Here is a 15,139-nt window from a genome sequence, read left to right as displayed (position 1 = left end):
ATGGGTCGCGTCGTCAGCCGACGCTCTTTTTGAACAAGCCCAGCAGCGCCGCACTGACCGCCGTACCAGCGGCGAGTGCGACCACATACAGGCCCAGATGGGTGACGGCGTTGGGGATGGGAAGGACGAACACGCCGCCGTGTGGCACCCGGAGCTGAGCGCCTGCAACCATGGAGATTGCCCCGGCCACAGCCGAGCCGACCATGTTGGCAGGAATCACCCGCAGCGGGTCGCGCGCGGCGTAGGGAATGGCGCCTTCGGTGATGAAGGACAGCCCGAGCAACGCCGTCGCCCCGCCCGCCTCACGTTCCTCAAGCGTGAATCGCCGTGGAAACAGCCAGGAGGCAAGCGCCACCGCAAGCGGCGGGGTCATGCCAGCGACCATGACGGCCGCCATCGGCGTGAAGACCTGGCTGGCAAGCAGGCCCGTGGCAAACGTATAGGCGGCCTTGTTCACCGGGCCACCCATGTCGAACGCCATCATGGCGCCCAGCAGCATGCCGAGCACGACAGCGCTGGCCCCCTGCATGCCCTTGAGCCACTCCGTGAGAAAGGCCAGGGCGTGCGCCACTGGGGTGCCCACCACGTAGATCATCAGCAAACCCGTGAGCAGGGTGCCCAGCAGCGGCAGGATGAGCACGGGCTTCAGGCCCTCGACGCTGCGGTGCAGGCGCAGGTGGCGATTGAACCAGTCGGTGCCGTAGCCGGCAATAAAGCCGGCGACGATGCCGCCAAGGAAGCCTGCCCCCAGATTGGCCGCAATCAGCCCGCCGATCATGCCCGGAGCGATGCCGGGACGATCGGCGATTGAGTAGGCAATGTAACCAGCCAGCGCCGGCACGATGAGCACGAAAGCCGACTTGGCACCGATCTGGAACAGCGCATAAGCGAGTGTGCCGCTGTGCTGGTAGGCGTAGATGCCACCGAACGCAAATGCCAGGGCGATAAGCAATCCACCGGCCGTGATGAAGGGCAGCATGAACGACACCCCGGTCATCAGATGTTTGTAGGGGCCGGTGCGCGCTTTGGCCGTAGCTGCCGGTTTGGAAGCAGCCGACGTGTCCCCCCGCGCTTGGCCCTGTTCCTGCACCTGCGCCTCTGCCAGGGCGCGCCGGATGAGGGCTTTGCCATCGTTGATGGCCGGTTTTGTGCCGCTCAAGAGCATGCGTTTGCCGGCGAAGCGGCCCAGTTCGACCTGCCGGTCAGCGGCAACGATGACGACATCGGCTGCAGCAATCTCGGCATCGGTGAGCGCGTCCTGGGCGCCGACGGAGCCCTGCGTTTCCACACGCATCGCGATGCCGAGTTCCTTGGCGGCTTGTTGCAGCCCTTCGGCGGCCATGAAGGTGTGGGCGATGCCGGTTGGGCAGGACGTAATGGCCACGATGCGTTGGGGTTTCGGCGCCGGTGCATCGGCCGCAGGCGGTTGGCTGTGCAGTGCCTGCGCCAGCGCCGCGTGGGGGTCGGCGAGGACCTGGTCAAGTCCGGTTGGGATGATGTGCAGTCCGGCAAACTTGGGATCTGCGGTGTTGACCGCACCCACGGCGAGCAGTGTGCCGCCGGAGGCCATTTGCGAGCGCACCAGCGGGTTGAGCACACCCTCCGTTGTCGAGACTTCGATGTCGATTGCCGTGCCCTTGGCTGTGGCAGCGTGCCGCAGCGCCTCGGCGGCGAGCACGCCGGCGACCGTGCGGTCTGCGGCTGCGATGGATGCGAACAATGGACCCATGATGTGTCTCCTGTTTGAGGTGGGAGCAGCTTTAGTTCAGTCGTTCGATGGCCACATGGGCAGCATGGCTGCGCACTTGTGCGGCGTCACCGAGATTGGCGCCGATCTGGCCGAGCTTGGTGTGTGCGAAGGCCGTGGCCAGGCGGGCGACGTCTTCGACGGATGCTCCACTGCTGATGCCGGCAACGATGCCGGCGACCATGGCGTCGCCGGCGCCCACGGTGCTGGTGGGGCGCATCGCGGGGAGCCGTGCGTGCAGCGCCGCGTCACGCGTGACGAAGATGGCGCCTTCGCTGCCGAGCGAAACGGTGACCAGCTCCACGCCGCGAGCCAGCAGATCGCGTGCCGCCGACATCAAGTCGGCGTGCGTCGGCAAGGGGCGTTCAGCCCAGGCCTCAAGTTCGGTGCGGTTGGGTTTGATGGCATGGGGCAGGGCCCCGCTGCAGCCTGGAGCGCCGCAGCCAGCGGTGGACCCGAGGTATCGAGCACCACGCGCACCTGGCGCGCGGTGAGTTTGGCGATGCAATGGGCGTACGTATCGTCGGGAAAGTCGGCAGGCAGACTGCCGGCGAGGACGACGATGGTGCCGCTGCTGGCCAGGTCGAGTACCGCATCGAGTCCCCTCTGCAGCTGTTCGGGCGCGAGGTCGGCTCCCGGCAGGTTGATGTCCGTCGTGTCTCGAGGATCGACGAGTTTGACGTTGACCCGGGTGAGACCCGAGAACCGGCAAAAGCGGTCCTCAATGCCCTTGGCGGCGAAGAGTTCGGTAAATGGCGCGTCATTGTCCTTGCCGAGAAGGCCGGTGGCCACCACGCGCTGGCCCCAGTCGGCGAGGCAACCGGCGACGATCACGCCCTTGCCCCCGGGTCGAAGCGCACGGCTCGCGCCCGATGCACGGTTCCCGGGCGCAACGCATCCAAGGTGATGGTTTCGTCGATTGCGGGGTTGAAGGTGACGGTAACGACTGGAGGCTGCGGGGCGTTCATGGGGCTTCCTGGTCCAGCGCGCGCACGGCCTGTGCGGATTGAGCAGCCAGCGCCCGGGCGGCGAGCTCCTCGAGGGATCGGCGGTTGCTTGCGCGCATGCGCGCCTTCACGCCGGGGATGTCGCGCGGCGTCATGGACAATTCGTGCACGCCCAGGCCCGCGAGCAAGGTCGCGCCGAATGGGTCGCCGGCGATGCCGCCGCACACACCGACCCATCGGCCGTGGCGGCTCGCGCCTTCGACCGTGCTGCGGATGAGGCGCAGGACCGCCGGATGAAGACTGTCGGCCTGTGGCGCAAGCTCCGGGTTCTGGCGATCCATGGCCAAGGTGTACTGGGTCAGGTCATTGGTTCCGATGGAGAAGAAGTCCACGTGGGCGGCCAGAAGATCGGCCTGGATCGCCGCGGCCGGAACTTCGATCATGATGCCGATGGGCACCTGAGGCGCGCCGAGTTCGGACCGAACCAATTCGCATGCGGCGCGCAGTGCGCGGACTTCATCTTCGCTGGTCACCATGGGAAACATGATGGACAGATCGCCACCGCCTTTGGCTGCCCGGTAGAGCGCGCGCAACTGGGGTTGCAGCAGGTCTGGGCGGCGAAGGAGCAAGCGTGCCCCGCGCACGCCCAGGAACGGGTTGGCCTCCTGCGGCAGTTGCAGATGGGCGACCTGCTTGTCGCCGCCGATATCGAGCGCACGCACGATCAGGGGCCGGCCATCGAGTGCATCGATCATGCCGCGGTACACGGCGAACTGGGCGTCTTCGTCGGGCGTTTCGCCGCGCTCCAGAAAAAGAAACTCCGTGCGCATCAACCCGACGCCTTCAGCGCCTTCATGCAACGCAAGCGGCACCTGGTCGGGAAGGTTCACATTGGCGCCGATGGCCACCGTGTGCCCGTCGCTTGTGCGGGCCGGCTTGCCGCGCTCGGCTTTTTCCTCGGCGCGCCGCGTGCTTTCGCGCGCGATCCAGTCGCGCGCCGACGCAAGGTCCGGCTCGCGGGGTTCAAGGTAAAGCTTGCCCCCCGCTCCGTCGATGATGGCGTGTGTGCCGCTGTGCAGCGCCATCAACGCAGCGCCGGCGCCAACGATGGCAGGCAGTCCCAGCGTGCGGGCCAGGATGGCCGTGTGCGATGTTGGCCCGCCCTGCGCGATGGCAAGGCCCACGACACGCCGCATGTCAATGGCTGCGGTATCGGATGGCGAAAGGTCGTCCGCGACCACGATGCAGGGCGTGTCGGGCAGATCCGAGAGGCTCCCAAGCTGGATGGACGGTTCCAGTCGTGCCAGCACGCGCCGCCCCACGTCGCGCAAATCGGAGGCACGGCCTGCCAGCACAGGGTTGCCGAGCGCAGCGAGCCGGCAGGCCATGCGCTCCACGGCCTGGTTCCATGACCACGCGACGCCGTGCCCCTCGACCATGATCTGGCATGCCAGGGTGATGAGATCGCTGTCCTTGAGCAGCTCACGCTGCGCGCGAAAGATGCCTGCTTCGGCTGCACCGAGACGTCGTGCGGTATCGTCGGCCAGTGCGGTGAGCTGCTCTTGCGTGGCGACGATGGCGGCGTTGAGCCGATCGGCGCCCTGATCGAGCGTGCCCGGAAGGTCGGGGACCTGAGGCTGAGCCGCCGCGAGGATATGCAGGGTGCCCATGGCGAGGCCGGGACTTGCCGCAATGCCGGGGACCACGGCGAGCCTGCCGGGAGGCGACCAGGCCGAGGCGAGCACGGGTGCGGCCGCTTTCGCTGCATCGGCTTGTTCCTGGGGAGTGAGCGCGTCGATCAAGGCGCGGAAGGCCTCGAGCGCGGCTCGCGCGCCTTCGCCTTCGGCCGAGAGGACGACCGTCTGCCCATAGCGCAGGCCCAGGCCCAGCAAGCCCACGAGATTGCGCGCATCGGCCACTTCACCGCCATGGCGGGCCTGCATGCGAACACCGGATTTGCGTGCCGCCTCGACCCACACGGATGCCGGTCGCGCATGCAGTCCGGCGGGGTAGCGCACCATCCATTCGATGCGTTCAGCCAGATCCGAGGCCACCTGCGTGGGCGCGGGCGGTGCATCGTCGCCCAGCGCGGCAAGGAGATCGGCCGTGTGGGGGGTTGTGAACAAGGACTGCAGGCGCTGCTCATCCTGGATCAGGCGGGTGAGGCGACGCAGGATGGCGATGTGGTTGTCCGACTGCGCGGCGATCGCCACCACCAGATGCGCGCTCTGCCCTGGGTTCCACTCCACCCCTTGCGGAATCTGAAGAATGGCCAGTCCGTCGCGCAGGACCTGATTGCGGTCTTTCCCCAAGCCGTGGGGAATGGCCACGCCGTGACCGAGATACGTATTCGCAACATCCTCGCGGGCCATCACGCTGGCCTCGAAACCCGGGGCCACGCAGCCACTGGCGATGAGCAATTGGGTGGCTTCGGCAATCGCAGCCCCTTTGTCCCGAGGGTGCGACGCCAACCTGATACGTGCTTCGGAAAGCAGCTCGGCAGGGGAAGCAGCTACCATGATTGTCTCCTTTTGATGTTTTGAAATGATAACGTTTACATTCAAGCAATCAAGCCGAAACTCTTGGTGTTTACCCTGAAGTTTGGCAAGAAATTCTAGATTCCGGTTCGTCCTGCAGGAACGAACTGTCATTTTTGTGATATCGTTTACACATGAGCTCAAGTATCAAGGATGTCGCCCGGGTTGCTGGGGTGTCGGTCGCCACCGTGTCGCGCGCGCTCAGCGGTGTGGCAGCGGTCAGCCCCAAGCTGATGGCGCGTATCGAAGCCGCAATCCATGAAACCGGCTATCGCCCCAATCTCTCCGCACGGCGGCTGCGCTCGCGCCACTCCGGCACCATCGGGCTGATCCTTGCCGACTTGCGCAATCCGTTTTTCACGGCCGTGAGCCGCGCGGTGGAGGACGTCGCGTATCAGCACGGCCTGCGCGTCATCTTGTGCAACACGGACGAAAACCCGGATAAGGAGGCGATCTACCTCAAGTTGATGGAAGAGGAGCGTGTCACCGGTGTGATCTTCGCGCCGACACGACAGACCGCTCAGACCCTCGATCAGCGCGACATCGGGTTTCCGCTGGTGTTGATCGATCGTGTCAGTCCGCACGGGCAGCAGGATGCGGTTGTGTTGGACAACAGCGCCGCCAGCGCGATGCTCATGGAGCATCTGCACGCCCAGGGGTACCGCCGAATCGCCGGAATTTTTGGCAATGCCAGCAGCAGCGGGATCGAGCGCCACGACGGTTTCGTCGCAGCCGCTCAGCGCCTCGGCCTGCAGATTCAGACAGCGTTCGTGCCGCCCCAGATCGAGGCCGCGCAGACCGAGGTTCGCCGTCTTCTTGATTGCAGCGAGCGCCCGCAGGCGGTGATCGCAAGTAACGGACTGCTGCTCATGGGGGTCGTGCGTGCAGTGCGTGCAGCCGGTTTGACGATACCCGACGACGTGGCCGTGGCTGGTTTCGACAACGAGAGCTGGACTGAACTCGTCGGTCCGGGCTTGACGGTTATTGAGCAGCCTCTGGAGGCCATCGGCCGCACCGCCATGTCGATTCTGCTCGAGCGCCTGGACAATCCGGCGCTGCCGCCGCGCAAAGTCCTTCTCGGCGGGCGCTGCGTGGTGCGCGGGTCAACGGCAGCGCTTGTGCTGCACGCGCAAGCGCACGCCCGGGTGAAGCCCGCCGCAGACTCAATCCCGCATCAAGCCTTCTAGAGCAGCCCACGCCGTCTCGGGCAGGATGCCGCGCAAACAATTGAGGTGTCCAAGCGGGCAGGCACGCGCGAAACATGGGCTGCACGGCAAATGCAGCCACAGCGTGGCACTGTGGTGGGCTGCGGGCGGCGTGTGGCGAGGGTCGGTGGAGCCATAGATGCCAAGCGTGGGGCGGCTCAGCGCAGCCGCAATGTGCATCAGCCCCGAGTCGTTGCTGACCACACCGCTGGCCGCGGCGAGGAGCGCGATGGCCTCATCCAGTCGTGTGTGCCCGCACAGATTCATCGCGTGCGGGGCTAGGCGCGCAATGGCCTCTCCAGCCGGCGCGTCCGAGGGCGCGCCGAGAACGGCGACCGCGTAACCATCGCGTTGTGCTCGCAGGGCAAGCGCACCATAGTGCTCCACGGGCCATTGTTTGGCGGGGCCATATTCGGCGCCTGGGCATACCGCGATCCAGCGCGCGGGCAGTCCAAAGCGCGCGCGCACGCTGGCCGCAATGTCCGGGGCAACATCCAAGGTCGGCTCCGCGAGCGCTGCGCGGGCGTCGGCTTCGGCCAGTTGCGCGTAATGCTTGCGCATGTCGGCTCGGCTGGAGCTGCTTTGCGCGTGATGTTTGGAGGTGAGCAGCAGCCCCGCGGCTTCCCCCGCATAGCCGATGCGCTCGGGAATTCTCGCCAGCCATGGCACCAAGCGCGATTTGACGTTGTTGCCCAGGATGTAGGCGCGCGCATACCCACGTGAGCGCAGCGCCGTGGCGATGTGCCAGCGGGCCGCAAAGTCCAGGCGGCCGTGGCGGAAGGGCGCCTCGATGACTTCGGTGACGCCGGGCATCGCCCGCAATACCGGCGCGATCGCGGGCAACGCAAGAGCTGCGACGTGTTCGCCGCGCGCGGCCAGCACTGCCACCAGCGGTTGCGCCATCACTGCGTCGCCGATCCACTGAGGGGCGATCAGGAGGGCGCGGGGCATGGCGCGCTGTACGCGGGTTCGTGGAACGCGCGGCGGGCGTGGGCGAGGTGAAGGGCTTTGGACCGGCTCAATGCCCGTGCGCCGCTTCGCCCGCAGCCAGGCGATAGCGCGTGCCGCAATACGGGCAGGCGGCTTCGCCATGGGTGATGTCGATGAACACGCGGGGGTGGCTGCTCCAGATGGGCATGTTCGGGTTGGGGCAGTGGGCGGGAAGATCCTTGGCCTTGAGTTCGACCACGGGCATGTCGGGTTTGGGAATGGCACTCATGGGGTTGCGCTCGAGAGGAGGGTGTGAGGCAGCTTCACACTTGGGTTAGCCACGGCGCATACTTGGCGTTGCGCCCGCCGACGATGTCAAAAAATGCATTCTGGATGCGCTCGGTAATGGGGCCGCGTTGGCCGGGCCCGATGGTCACGCCGTCGAGCTCCCGGATTGGCGTGACTTCAGCCGCGGTACCGGTGAAGAACGCTTCGTCAGCGATGTAAACCTCATCGCGCGTGATGCGCTTTTCCTTGATCGTCAGGCCCAGATCTTCGCAAATCGCGAACACGGTCTTGCGCGTGATGCCATTGAGCGCGCCGGACGACAGGTCGGGCGTGTACAGCACGCCTTCACGGACCACAAAAATGTTCTCACCAGCGCCCTCGCTGACGAAGCCCTGAGGATCCAGGAGCAGTGCCTCATCGTAGCCGTCTGCGGTCACCTCCAGGTTGGCCAGGATGGAGTTTGTGTAGTTGCTCACAGCCTTGGCGTTGCACATGGTGATATTCACGTGGTGGCGTGTGTAGCTGGAGGTCTTGACCCGAATGCCTTTTTTCAGGCCCTCTTCGCCGAGATAGGCGCCCCAAGGCCAAGCGGCGATCATCAGGTGGATGGTGTTTCCACGGGGCGAGACGCCGAGCTTTTTGTCGCCGATCCATGTCAGGGGCCGGATATAGCAGGAGTCGAAGCCATTGACGCGCACCACATCGATTTGTGCCTGCATCACCTGCTCGGGGGTGAAGGGAATCTGCATGCGCAAAATCTTGGCGCTGTTGAACAGCCGCTCAGTGTGATCGCGCAGGCGGAAAATGGCCGTCCCGGTATCGGTCTTGTACGCGCGTACGCCTTCGAACGCGCCGCAGCCATAGTGCAGGGTATGGGTCAGCACGTGAATTTTGGCGTCGCGCCATTCGACGAGCTGGCCGTCCATCCAGATTTTGCCGTCGCGGTCGGACATGGATGTGGGCAGGGCCATGATTGCAAGGTCTCCAGGGTGTGGTCAGGATCAGCGTTCCATTCTAGGAGTGTGCGTATGGCGACGGGCGCAACGCCGCCGGCGCGGGCGCGACAGCACACATTCCAGGCCGGCAGGCTGGATCCCGGTGCCTCTTGACATCGACAAGAGCCCGCTTGTCCCGTATCAGGCGCGCGCCGGCCCTGCAAACGGGTCGGCGCAGCAGTTCTGGGACCAGAAATACGTGCCAAAGCGGATGCGGCAGGTGGCGCCGCTGCGGTGGAGATCGGCATCGTAGCGACGGGTGGCCTCGGCGATCATCGCGCTGCGCGCATCCGCCCAAAGTTTGCGCGCCAGCGCACCCAGCGCCTCGGCCGACTCCGCCGTGATGCCCTCGGCGAACACGCTTTGCTCCAGGCGCGGCCCCTGCCCCCGCAGGTTGCCCACCGCCGCCCAGGCGTGGTCCGCCAGATTGGCGCTGAACAGCTCCAGAATCTCGCGCGACCCCGGCGGTGGCACGAAACCGTCGCGATGCGGCACGACCATTTCCTGGCCCTTGACCACCTGCACCTGCACGAGCCCCAGCCGCAGCAGATCGCTCAGCACGCTGTACGGGTGCACGTCGCGCGTGACGCTGCGCGCCAGCGTGTCGAACGACGGCTGCGGCCCAAGCCGCAGCCTTGGCGCTGAGCCTCAGTGCTTGTGGCGGGGGTGGTGGAGGAACCAAATCGGGCGGAACGGCAAGCTTTGCCTTGACGGATGCTCCGATTTGCGCCGGTCTCAGGAGTGTCTTTGTGACAGTCACAGGCATTCAGTTGATCGGTCCATCGGGGACCTATGCCCTCTCCATGACAACGCCGATGCAGGTCGATCTGGCCACGCTGACCAACGGCCAAACATTGGCGCTGGGCAACATCAGCGTGCCGGCCGGCACCTATCAGCAGGTGCGCCTGATCCTGGCGTCGAACAATGGAAATGGACCCAACCTTGCCAATTACGTCATCGATTCAGCGGACATTCCGCACCCCTTGACGACGCCGAGCGCGCAGCAAAGTGGCTACAAGATCAACGGGCAGTTCACGGTCGCTGCGAATGGCCAGGCCAATCTGGTGGTGGACTTCAATGCGTGTCGTTCGGTCGTGATGGCCGGTAACAGTGGCAAGTACATCCTCAAGCCCGTGCTCAATCTGGTCGATGATGAGCAGGCCGGGTCCATCACGGGCTTTCTGCCGGCGGTCGACGTGGGCGCCGTGGTCATGGCCGAGGATAGCCAGGGCCACATTCTCAAGACGACCTTTGCCGCACCGGGCGCAACCGCTGGGGACCCGTGGACGTTCACGCTGGCGCCGCTGCCGGCCAGCAGCACCGGTTACAACGTGGTGATCGCGCCGCCGTCGACCCTTGTGTCTGCGTCCACGACGCTGAGCCCCAACTTTGCTCCAGACGTCATCCTGAATGTCCCGGTGGCGGCCGGCGCGCCGGCGACAGTGCTGGGCACGCAGGCGCAGCCCCTGCAGGTTTTCGATTCGAACGCGATCGATCAAACGTACACGGGATCAGTGACGCTGAGTGCCGAGGCCGACACCTTGTTTGTTGCCCAGGAAACACTCCCTGGCGGAGGCCCGGTGATCAGCATTGCCCAAATCAATGGCGTTGAAAATGACTCCAAACCACTGACCGACTCCTACACGCTGACGGTGCCGACGGTAGCGCCCTATGTGGGGACATTTGGCAGTTCGATCACCCTCCAGCAATTGGCATCGGCACCGCAGGTCACCATTCAGTCCTATGCCTCGGATGGTGAGTACGGTTCCACAAATCAGTACGGTTCCATGTCGCAGCCCGCGACCATTACGATTTCGGGAACAAGCGACACGACCTTTGAACACATGCTCGCGCATTCCCCTTCCTCGCCCGGCCCGACGCACAGCGTCGCATAGGCGAAGCCGTCCGGGCAGGAGGGGGTCAAGCGGGCGGTTTTCGCTTGTTGTTCCTCGCCATGCTGGATAAAATACCAGCATGCAACGGCGCAAAGTCACGCTCAAGCTGTATCCCAATGCCGCGCAGATGGCGCGGCTGGAGGCGTGGACGCGGCTGCACTGCGAGTTGTACAACGCGGCGCTCGAAGAGCGCATCGACGCCTGGCGCAAGGCGGGCAAGTCGATCAGCTACTTCGACCAGCAGAACGTCCTGCCTCAGATCAAGGCCGATCGGCCCGAGTTCATCGCGCTTGGCAGCCACGCCTTGCAGCAGACGCTGCGGCGGCTGGATCTCGCATTCCAGTCGTTCTTTCGCCGCGTCAAGGCGGGGCAGACGCCCGGCTTTCCGCGCTTCAAATCCGCCAAGCGGTTCTCGGGTTTTGCCTATCCCGATCCGGCTGGGTGGAAGCTGATGGAGCACGGCGGCCGTGGCGCAACCCTGCGCATCGGCAGCGGCGATGCCGCCCTGTCCATCCGGGCGCGTGGGCAGCATCGTTTTGGGATTGATGCCAAACCCAACGACATCGCCCTGACACGCCGCAACGGTCAGTGGTTTGTGTCGGTGACGCTGCGCGTGCCCGATGCGGCCTGTGCGCGCGAGCGCACCGCCGACATGCGGCGTGGCGTGGATTTCGGCATCACGGACTGGGCCACATTTGACGCGGGTCCGCCCATCGCGAACCCGCGCTGGGTGCGCGAGGCGCTGCCGCGCCTTGCAGTGCTGCAGCGCCAGCGTGCACGCAAACGCAAAGGCTCCGTGCGATACAAGCGATTGAGCCGCGGCATCGCGGTGCTGCATGATCGCATCGGCAACCTGCGCCGGGACTTCGTGCACAAGGAAACAACCAAGATGGTGCAGCAATGCGCCGTCCTGGCCACGGAGCAACTGGCTCCGAAGACCATGAGCCGCAGCGCGAAGGGCACGGTGGATGCGCCGGGCCGTCGCGTGCGGCAGAAGGCCGGACTCAACCGCGAGATCCTCTCGGCGGGGTTCGGCATGGCGCATCAGATGCTGGCGTACAAAGCGGAAGAAGCTGGTACGCGACTGCATCTGAGCAACACGCGCCAACTCAAACCGTCGCAGCGCTGCGCGGCGTGCTGGGAACGCGTTCCCAAGACGTTGGCGCAGCGTGTGCATGTGTGCCCGCACTGCGGGCACACGGCCCCGCGCGACCGCAACAGCGCGTTGGTGGTGCTCATCGACGCGCACAACACGCAAGACACGCCTGGGACGGGCGTGGCGGCGAGACCCAAACCTCTGCCCCGGCAACGGGGCAAGTCCAGGTCCGTGACCCGCGAAACCCCCACTACAGCGCCGTCAGGCGCTTAGTGGCGGGAGAGTTCATATGGATCATTGATCGGGGTCCATTGCTGCCGACGGTTGACCATGGGGAGTGGGCTGCGTCTTGACCCGCTCCCCGCTGCCGGTTCAATGCCTACCTCTGCGTGGGCGGCGGATTGCGGCGTTGCTCGCGGCCACGCAGGGCGCGTCCCACGCGCACCCAGGCCAAGGCGGATTTCGTCCGCGGTCGGATCACGATTGGCTGGAGCGTCAAGACGCTTTGGCTCGCGGATTGTGCGCATGCCACCGCCTGGCGCCAAAGGCCCGTCGTGGTTGTCAGCGCGCACGCCGTCCTGGCCGTGAGCAGGTCTGCCGGGCCGACCCGAGAAACGCCGACTGACGTTGGCGCGCCGCGACTGCGTTCAGCACGTCGCGCTGCCCGCGTCGGTGCGGCACTAAAGTCATTGCCATGGGAGTGCAATGGCTGCGTCTCAAGCGCGCAGGCGGCCCGGTTGAGTTCGTGCGCCGGTCGTGGTTTTCCCCGCATTCAGTCTCGACTAAGAGCTCGTGGCTATGCTGTGGGCACGATGTTCCGTTCATGCGCCAAATGAGCGCCTGTCTGCTCGGCCCGAGCGTCGAGATTTCCATCCTTTCGTCCTGCCGCCATGCCACCCATGTCCGACACCAAAGCGCCACCCTACCGATTTTCCGTGCGGCATTTCATCCAGCTCGCCAGGCCCTATTGGGTCTCGGAGGACAAGAAGAAGGGTTGGGCCCTGCTGTTCGTGATCCTCGCGATGAATCTGGCCATCGTCTGGGTCAACGTGCGCTTGAATTACTGGAATAACGACTTCTACAACTCGCTGCAGGCGCGCAAGTTTGCCGTGTTCAAGCACCTGCTGCTGGTGTTCACTGGCTACGCCTTTGCATACATCGTGCTGGCCGTGTACTCGCAGTACTTTTTGCAGATGCTGCAAATCCGCTGGCGGCGTTGGGTGACGGAGGTTTTTCTCAAGGATTGGCTGGTGGGAGGCGCGCACTACCGCATGTCGCTTCGCCAGGGCAACACGGACAACCCCGATCAGCGGATCGCCGATGACGTGCGCAGTTTTGTCAATGACTCCTTGAGCCTTTTCTTCGGTTTCATTTCGTCGCTGGTGACGCTCGTGTCGTTCCTGACGATCCTCTGGACCCTCTCGGGCGCACTCAAACTCTGGGGTCTGAATATTCCCGGCTATATGGTGTGGGTCGCCGTGGCCTACGCCGGGATTGGCAGCTATGTCGCGCACAAGGTCGGCAAGCCGCTGATCAAGCTCAATTTCAACCAGCAGCGCTACGAGGCGGATTTTCGCTTTGGATTGGCGCGCACGCGCGAACACAACGAGGGTATTGCGCTGTATCACGGTGAGGAGCGCGAACTCGAAGGCCACGCCAGTCGCTTCGCCAATGTCTGGAGCAACTGGTGGGGCATCATGAAGCGGCAAAAGCTGTTCACCTGGTACAGCTCCTTTTATGGGCAGCTCGCCATCATCTTCCCCATCCTGGTGGCCGCTCCGCGCTATTTCGCCGGGCAGATCCAGCTCGGCGGCCTCACGCAAACAGCCAGCGCGTTCGGCCAGGTGCAAGGCGCCTTGTCGTGGTTCATCGACGCGTACGGACGGATCGTGGATTGGCGCGCAACCCAGGAACGTTTGTACACCTTTGTGCTGTCGGTTGAAGCGGTGCGGCATGTGCCGGTGGGCGAGCTTCTGGATGGCGCCGAAGTGGCGCATGCCGCAGCGGCGGATGCCTCACCGGGAGCTGCCGCGGGCCCGCAGGTTGGGCGGGCCATCGATCTGGGCGACCTTCGCATCGCCACGCCAGACGGCCGGCCGCTGCTTCAGGCGGCGGGTGAGCGCATCGCCCCAGCCCAGCACACCTTGTTTGTCGGGCCCTCGGGCCTGGGCAAAAGCACTCTGGTGCGGTGGCTGGCGGGGATCTGGCCGTATGCCGAGGGCACCCACTACCGGCTGCCCGAGGGCAGTACCCTGTTTCTGCCGCAAAAGCCATACCTGCCCATGGGTACGCTGCGCCAAGCGTTGACCTACCCGCTGCCGCCGGCAAATTTCGACGACGCGCGTCTGCGCGACGTGCTCACCCTGGCGCGCGTGCCCTATCTGCTTGCTGCGTTGGATCAAACCGATACCTGGATGCAGCGACTGTCCCCGGGGGAGCAACAGCGCCTGGCCATTGCGCGCGCGCTCTTGGTCGCCCCGGACTGGTTGTTCCTTGATGAAGCCACCAGCGCACTGGACGCACCCACGGAGGCCTCCATGTACGAGCTGCTGCAGCGTGAGCTGCCGCACACGACTTTGGTGAGCGTGGCGCATCGGCTCGGCGTCATCCGTTTCCACCGGCAGATCTTGGCGGTGCAGCCAGGAACGAATGAGGAGCCGGCGCGCCTGGTGCCTCGTCCCGCGGACCCGGACGAGCCGGAACGCGCCGGCGAGTCGGGTCACTGGGCGCTGGCCGGGGCTTGAGGTGTGCGCCAAAGGCCAACGCGCATCAGTCGCGCATTGGCCTTCGTCTGTGAGCCTCCGCGCCCGATGTCGAGTGCGTGGCCCGGCGATGGCGTGACCCCGCCCGTCAGAGTCGCTTGCCCTTGGGAAGCAGGGCAGGTTCCACGCTAAAACGGCATCAGTTCGCGAATCCGCCCGAGCGGCTCCGCCGCCGGCTTCGCAGCAGCTGATCGACGGCGAGCGTGCCGCCACCACGGACCGCATAGTGGATCAGCCCGCCCACCATGGCCACTTCGGCGTACATCACGATCATTCCCATGTGCCCTTCAGGCGGCAGCACGAAGATCGCGATGGCCGCAATCGAAAACAACGCCAACGCAGCCGCCATGAACCGCGTATACAGGCCGAGCGCGAAGGCCAGTCCGCCACCCAGTTCAAGCAGAATGACCAGCGGCAGCACTGCCCCCGGCACGCCATGCGACTGCATGAACGCTGCAGTGTGGGCATAGGTGTCGATCTTCGACAGGCCAGCATGCACGAAGATCGCAGCCATCAGCACGCGGCCCAGGGCAAGAAGCAAGGCGGTCAGGACGTCCTTCACGGCAGACTCCGGGAATTGATGCGGTGAATCAGTGTAGGCGAGGGCGCGGGCGTGTTCGGCCGCCTTGATGGTTGCACCCCAATCGCACTCCCTCCAGCACACCATCCGCCGCGCGGCCACAGCCTTTGTTTTGCGCCCCATTCCCGGTACCCATCCCCCGGATCGCACGCGTTGA

Annotated in this window: 14 protein-coding genes; 4 read left to right on the top strand and 10 right to left on the bottom strand. The window is 65.2% G+C overall.

The window, feature by feature from the left end:
- Positions 1 to 13 precede the first annotated feature (13 nt).
- From CD04_RS0109360 to ptsP, 5 genes are read right to left on the bottom strand one after another with little or no spacing between them, the layout of a single operon-like run.
- On the bottom strand, positions 14 to 1,729 hold the full coding sequence (locus CD04_RS0109360) for a PTS fructose transporter subunit IIC (protein WP_031406185.1): 1,716 nt from the start codon (positions 1,727 to 1,729) through the stop codon (positions 14 to 16).
- Between the two features lie 31 nt (positions 1,730 to 1,760).
- Entirely contained in the window at positions 1,761 to 2,105 is a 345-nt protein-coding gene (locus CD04_RS25240; protein WP_369792795.1) for a PfkB family carbohydrate kinase, read from the bottom strand.
- Positions 2,084 to 2,581 carry a PfkB family carbohydrate kinase gene (locus tag CD04_RS25235; protein ID WP_369792794.1) on the bottom strand — a complete coding sequence of 166 codons (498 nt, stop codon included), beginning with the start codon at positions 2,579 to 2,581 and terminating at the stop codon, positions 2,084 to 2,086. Before CD04_RS25235 ends, CD04_RS25240 begins: the two co-directional genes overlap by 22 nt.
- Positions 2,578 to 2,715: a hypothetical protein gene (locus CD04_RS25230; RefSeq protein ID WP_369792793.1), complete on the bottom strand. Its 138-nt coding sequence runs from the start codon at positions 2,713 to 2,715 to the stop codon at positions 2,578 to 2,580. The genes CD04_RS25235 and CD04_RS25230 overlap by 4 nt, the downstream gene beginning before the upstream one ends.
- The gene (ptsP, locus tag CD04_RS0109350) at positions 2,712 to 5,213 is read right to left on the bottom strand and encodes a phosphoenolpyruvate--protein phosphotransferase (protein ID WP_031406182.1); all 2,502 of its coding nucleotides are present in this window, start codon (positions 5,211 to 5,213) and stop codon (positions 2,712 to 2,714) included. The genes CD04_RS25230 and ptsP overlap by 4 nt, the downstream gene beginning before the upstream one ends.
- A 152-nt stretch (positions 5,214 to 5,365) precedes the next feature.
- On the opposite strand from ptsP, the gene CD04_RS0109345 reads away from it, so the two are divergent.
- Positions 5,366 to 6,418: a LacI family DNA-binding transcriptional regulator gene (locus tag CD04_RS0109345; protein ID WP_051849059.1), complete on the top strand. Its 1,053-nt coding sequence runs from the start codon at positions 5,366 to 5,368 to the stop codon at positions 6,416 to 6,418.
- Here the strand turns inward: CD04_RS0109345 and waaF are convergent.
- From waaF to CD04_RS0109325, 4 genes are all read right to left on the bottom strand, one after another.
- Entirely contained in the window at positions 6,395 to 7,387 is a 993-nt protein-coding gene (waaF, locus tag CD04_RS0109340) for a lipopolysaccharide heptosyltransferase II (RefSeq protein ID WP_031406178.1), read from the bottom strand. The genes CD04_RS0109345 and waaF overlap by 24 nt on opposite strands.
- 67 nt (positions 7,388 to 7,454) lie before the next feature.
- Positions 7,455 to 7,655 carry a zinc-finger domain-containing protein gene (locus tag CD04_RS0109335; protein ID WP_031406177.1) on the bottom strand — a complete coding sequence of 67 codons (201 nt, stop codon included), beginning with the start codon at positions 7,653 to 7,655 and terminating at the stop codon, positions 7,455 to 7,457.
- Between the two features lie 34 nt (positions 7,656 to 7,689).
- Positions 7,690 to 8,625, bottom strand: a complete 936-nt coding sequence (locus CD04_RS0109330) for a branched-chain amino acid transaminase (RefSeq protein ID WP_031406176.1) — start codon at positions 8,623 to 8,625, stop codon at positions 7,690 to 7,692.
- Between the two features lie 165 nt (positions 8,626 to 8,790).
- Positions 8,791 to 9,210 carry a hypothetical protein gene (locus CD04_RS0109325; protein WP_231480514.1) on the bottom strand — a complete coding sequence of 140 codons (420 nt, stop codon included), beginning with the start codon at positions 9,208 to 9,210 and terminating at the stop codon, positions 8,791 to 8,793.
- A gap of 74 nt (positions 9,211 to 9,284) precedes the next feature.
- On the opposite strand from CD04_RS0109325, the gene CD04_RS0109320 reads away from it, so the two are divergent.
- The 3 genes from CD04_RS0109320 to CD04_RS0109310 all read left to right on the top strand — a co-directional run bounded on the left by CD04_RS0109320 (position 9,285) and on the right by CD04_RS0109310 (position 14,384).
- The gene (locus CD04_RS0109320; RefSeq protein WP_081857874.1) at positions 9,285 to 10,544 is read left to right on the top strand and encodes a DUF4382 domain-containing protein; all 1,260 of its coding nucleotides are present in this window, start codon (positions 9,285 to 9,287) and stop codon (positions 10,542 to 10,544) included.
- A 79-nt stretch (positions 10,545 to 10,623) separates the two neighbouring features.
- Positions 10,624 to 11,913, top strand: a complete 1,290-nt coding sequence (locus CD04_RS0109315) for an RNA-guided endonuclease TnpB family protein (RefSeq protein WP_031406172.1) — start codon at positions 10,624 to 10,626, stop codon at positions 11,911 to 11,913.
- A gap of 626 nt (positions 11,914 to 12,539) precedes the next feature.
- Complete coding sequence (locus CD04_RS0109310; protein ID WP_231480512.1) at positions 12,540 to 14,384, top strand: ABC transporter ATP-binding protein/permease; 1,845 nt, start codon at positions 12,540 to 12,542, stop codon at positions 14,382 to 14,384.
- Positions 14,385 to 14,541: 157 nt separating this feature from the next.
- On the opposite strand, the gene CD04_RS0109305 is transcribed toward CD04_RS0109310, so the two are convergent.
- Positions 14,542 to 14,964, bottom strand: coding sequence for a DoxX family protein (locus CD04_RS0109305; RefSeq protein WP_197033064.1), 423 nt, complete (start codon positions 14,962 to 14,964; stop codon positions 14,542 to 14,544).
- Positions 14,965 to 15,139: the final 175 nt, after the last annotated feature.

The sequence above is a fragment of the Thiomonas sp. FB-Cd genome, from assembly GCF_000733775.1.
Taxonomy (GTDB): Bacteria; Pseudomonadota; Gammaproteobacteria; order Burkholderiales; family Burkholderiaceae_C; genus Thiomonas_A.
Note: the sequence above shows the minus strand (reverse complement) of the source record. Positions and strands in the feature narration are given on the sequence as shown.

Coding starts and splice junctions, on each gene's coding strand:
- CD04_RS0109360 (WP_031406185.1), bottom strand. CDS start 1,729: ATGGGTCCATTGTTCGCATCCATCGCAGCCGCAGACCGCACGGTCGCC.
- CD04_RS25230 (WP_369792793.1), bottom strand. CDS start 2,715: ATGAACGCCCCGCAGCCTCCAGTCGTTACCGTCACCTTCAACCCCGCA.
- ptsP (WP_031406182.1), bottom strand. CDS start 5,213: ATGGTAGCTGCTTCCCCTGCCGAGCTGCTTTCCGAAGCACGTATCAGG.
- CD04_RS0109345 (WP_051849059.1), top strand. CDS start 5,366: ATGAGCTCAAGTATCAAGGATGTCGCCCGGGTTGCTGGGGTGTCGGTC.
- waaF (WP_031406178.1), bottom strand. CDS start 7,387: ATGCCCCGCGCCCTCCTGATCGCCCCTCAGTGGATCGGCGACGCAGTG.
- CD04_RS0109335 (WP_031406177.1), bottom strand. CDS start 7,655: ATGAGTGCCATTCCCAAACCCGACATGCCCGTGGTCGAACTCAAGGCC.
- CD04_RS0109330 (WP_031406176.1), bottom strand. CDS start 8,625: ATGGCCCTGCCCACATCCATGTCCGACCGCGACGGCAAAATCTGGATG.
- CD04_RS0109315 (WP_031406172.1), top strand. CDS start 10,624: ATGCAACGGCGCAAAGTCACGCTCAAGCTGTATCCCAATGCCGCGCAG.
- CD04_RS0109310 (WP_231480512.1), top strand. CDS start 12,540: ATGTCCGACACCAAAGCGCCACCCTACCGATTTTCCGTGCGGCATTTC.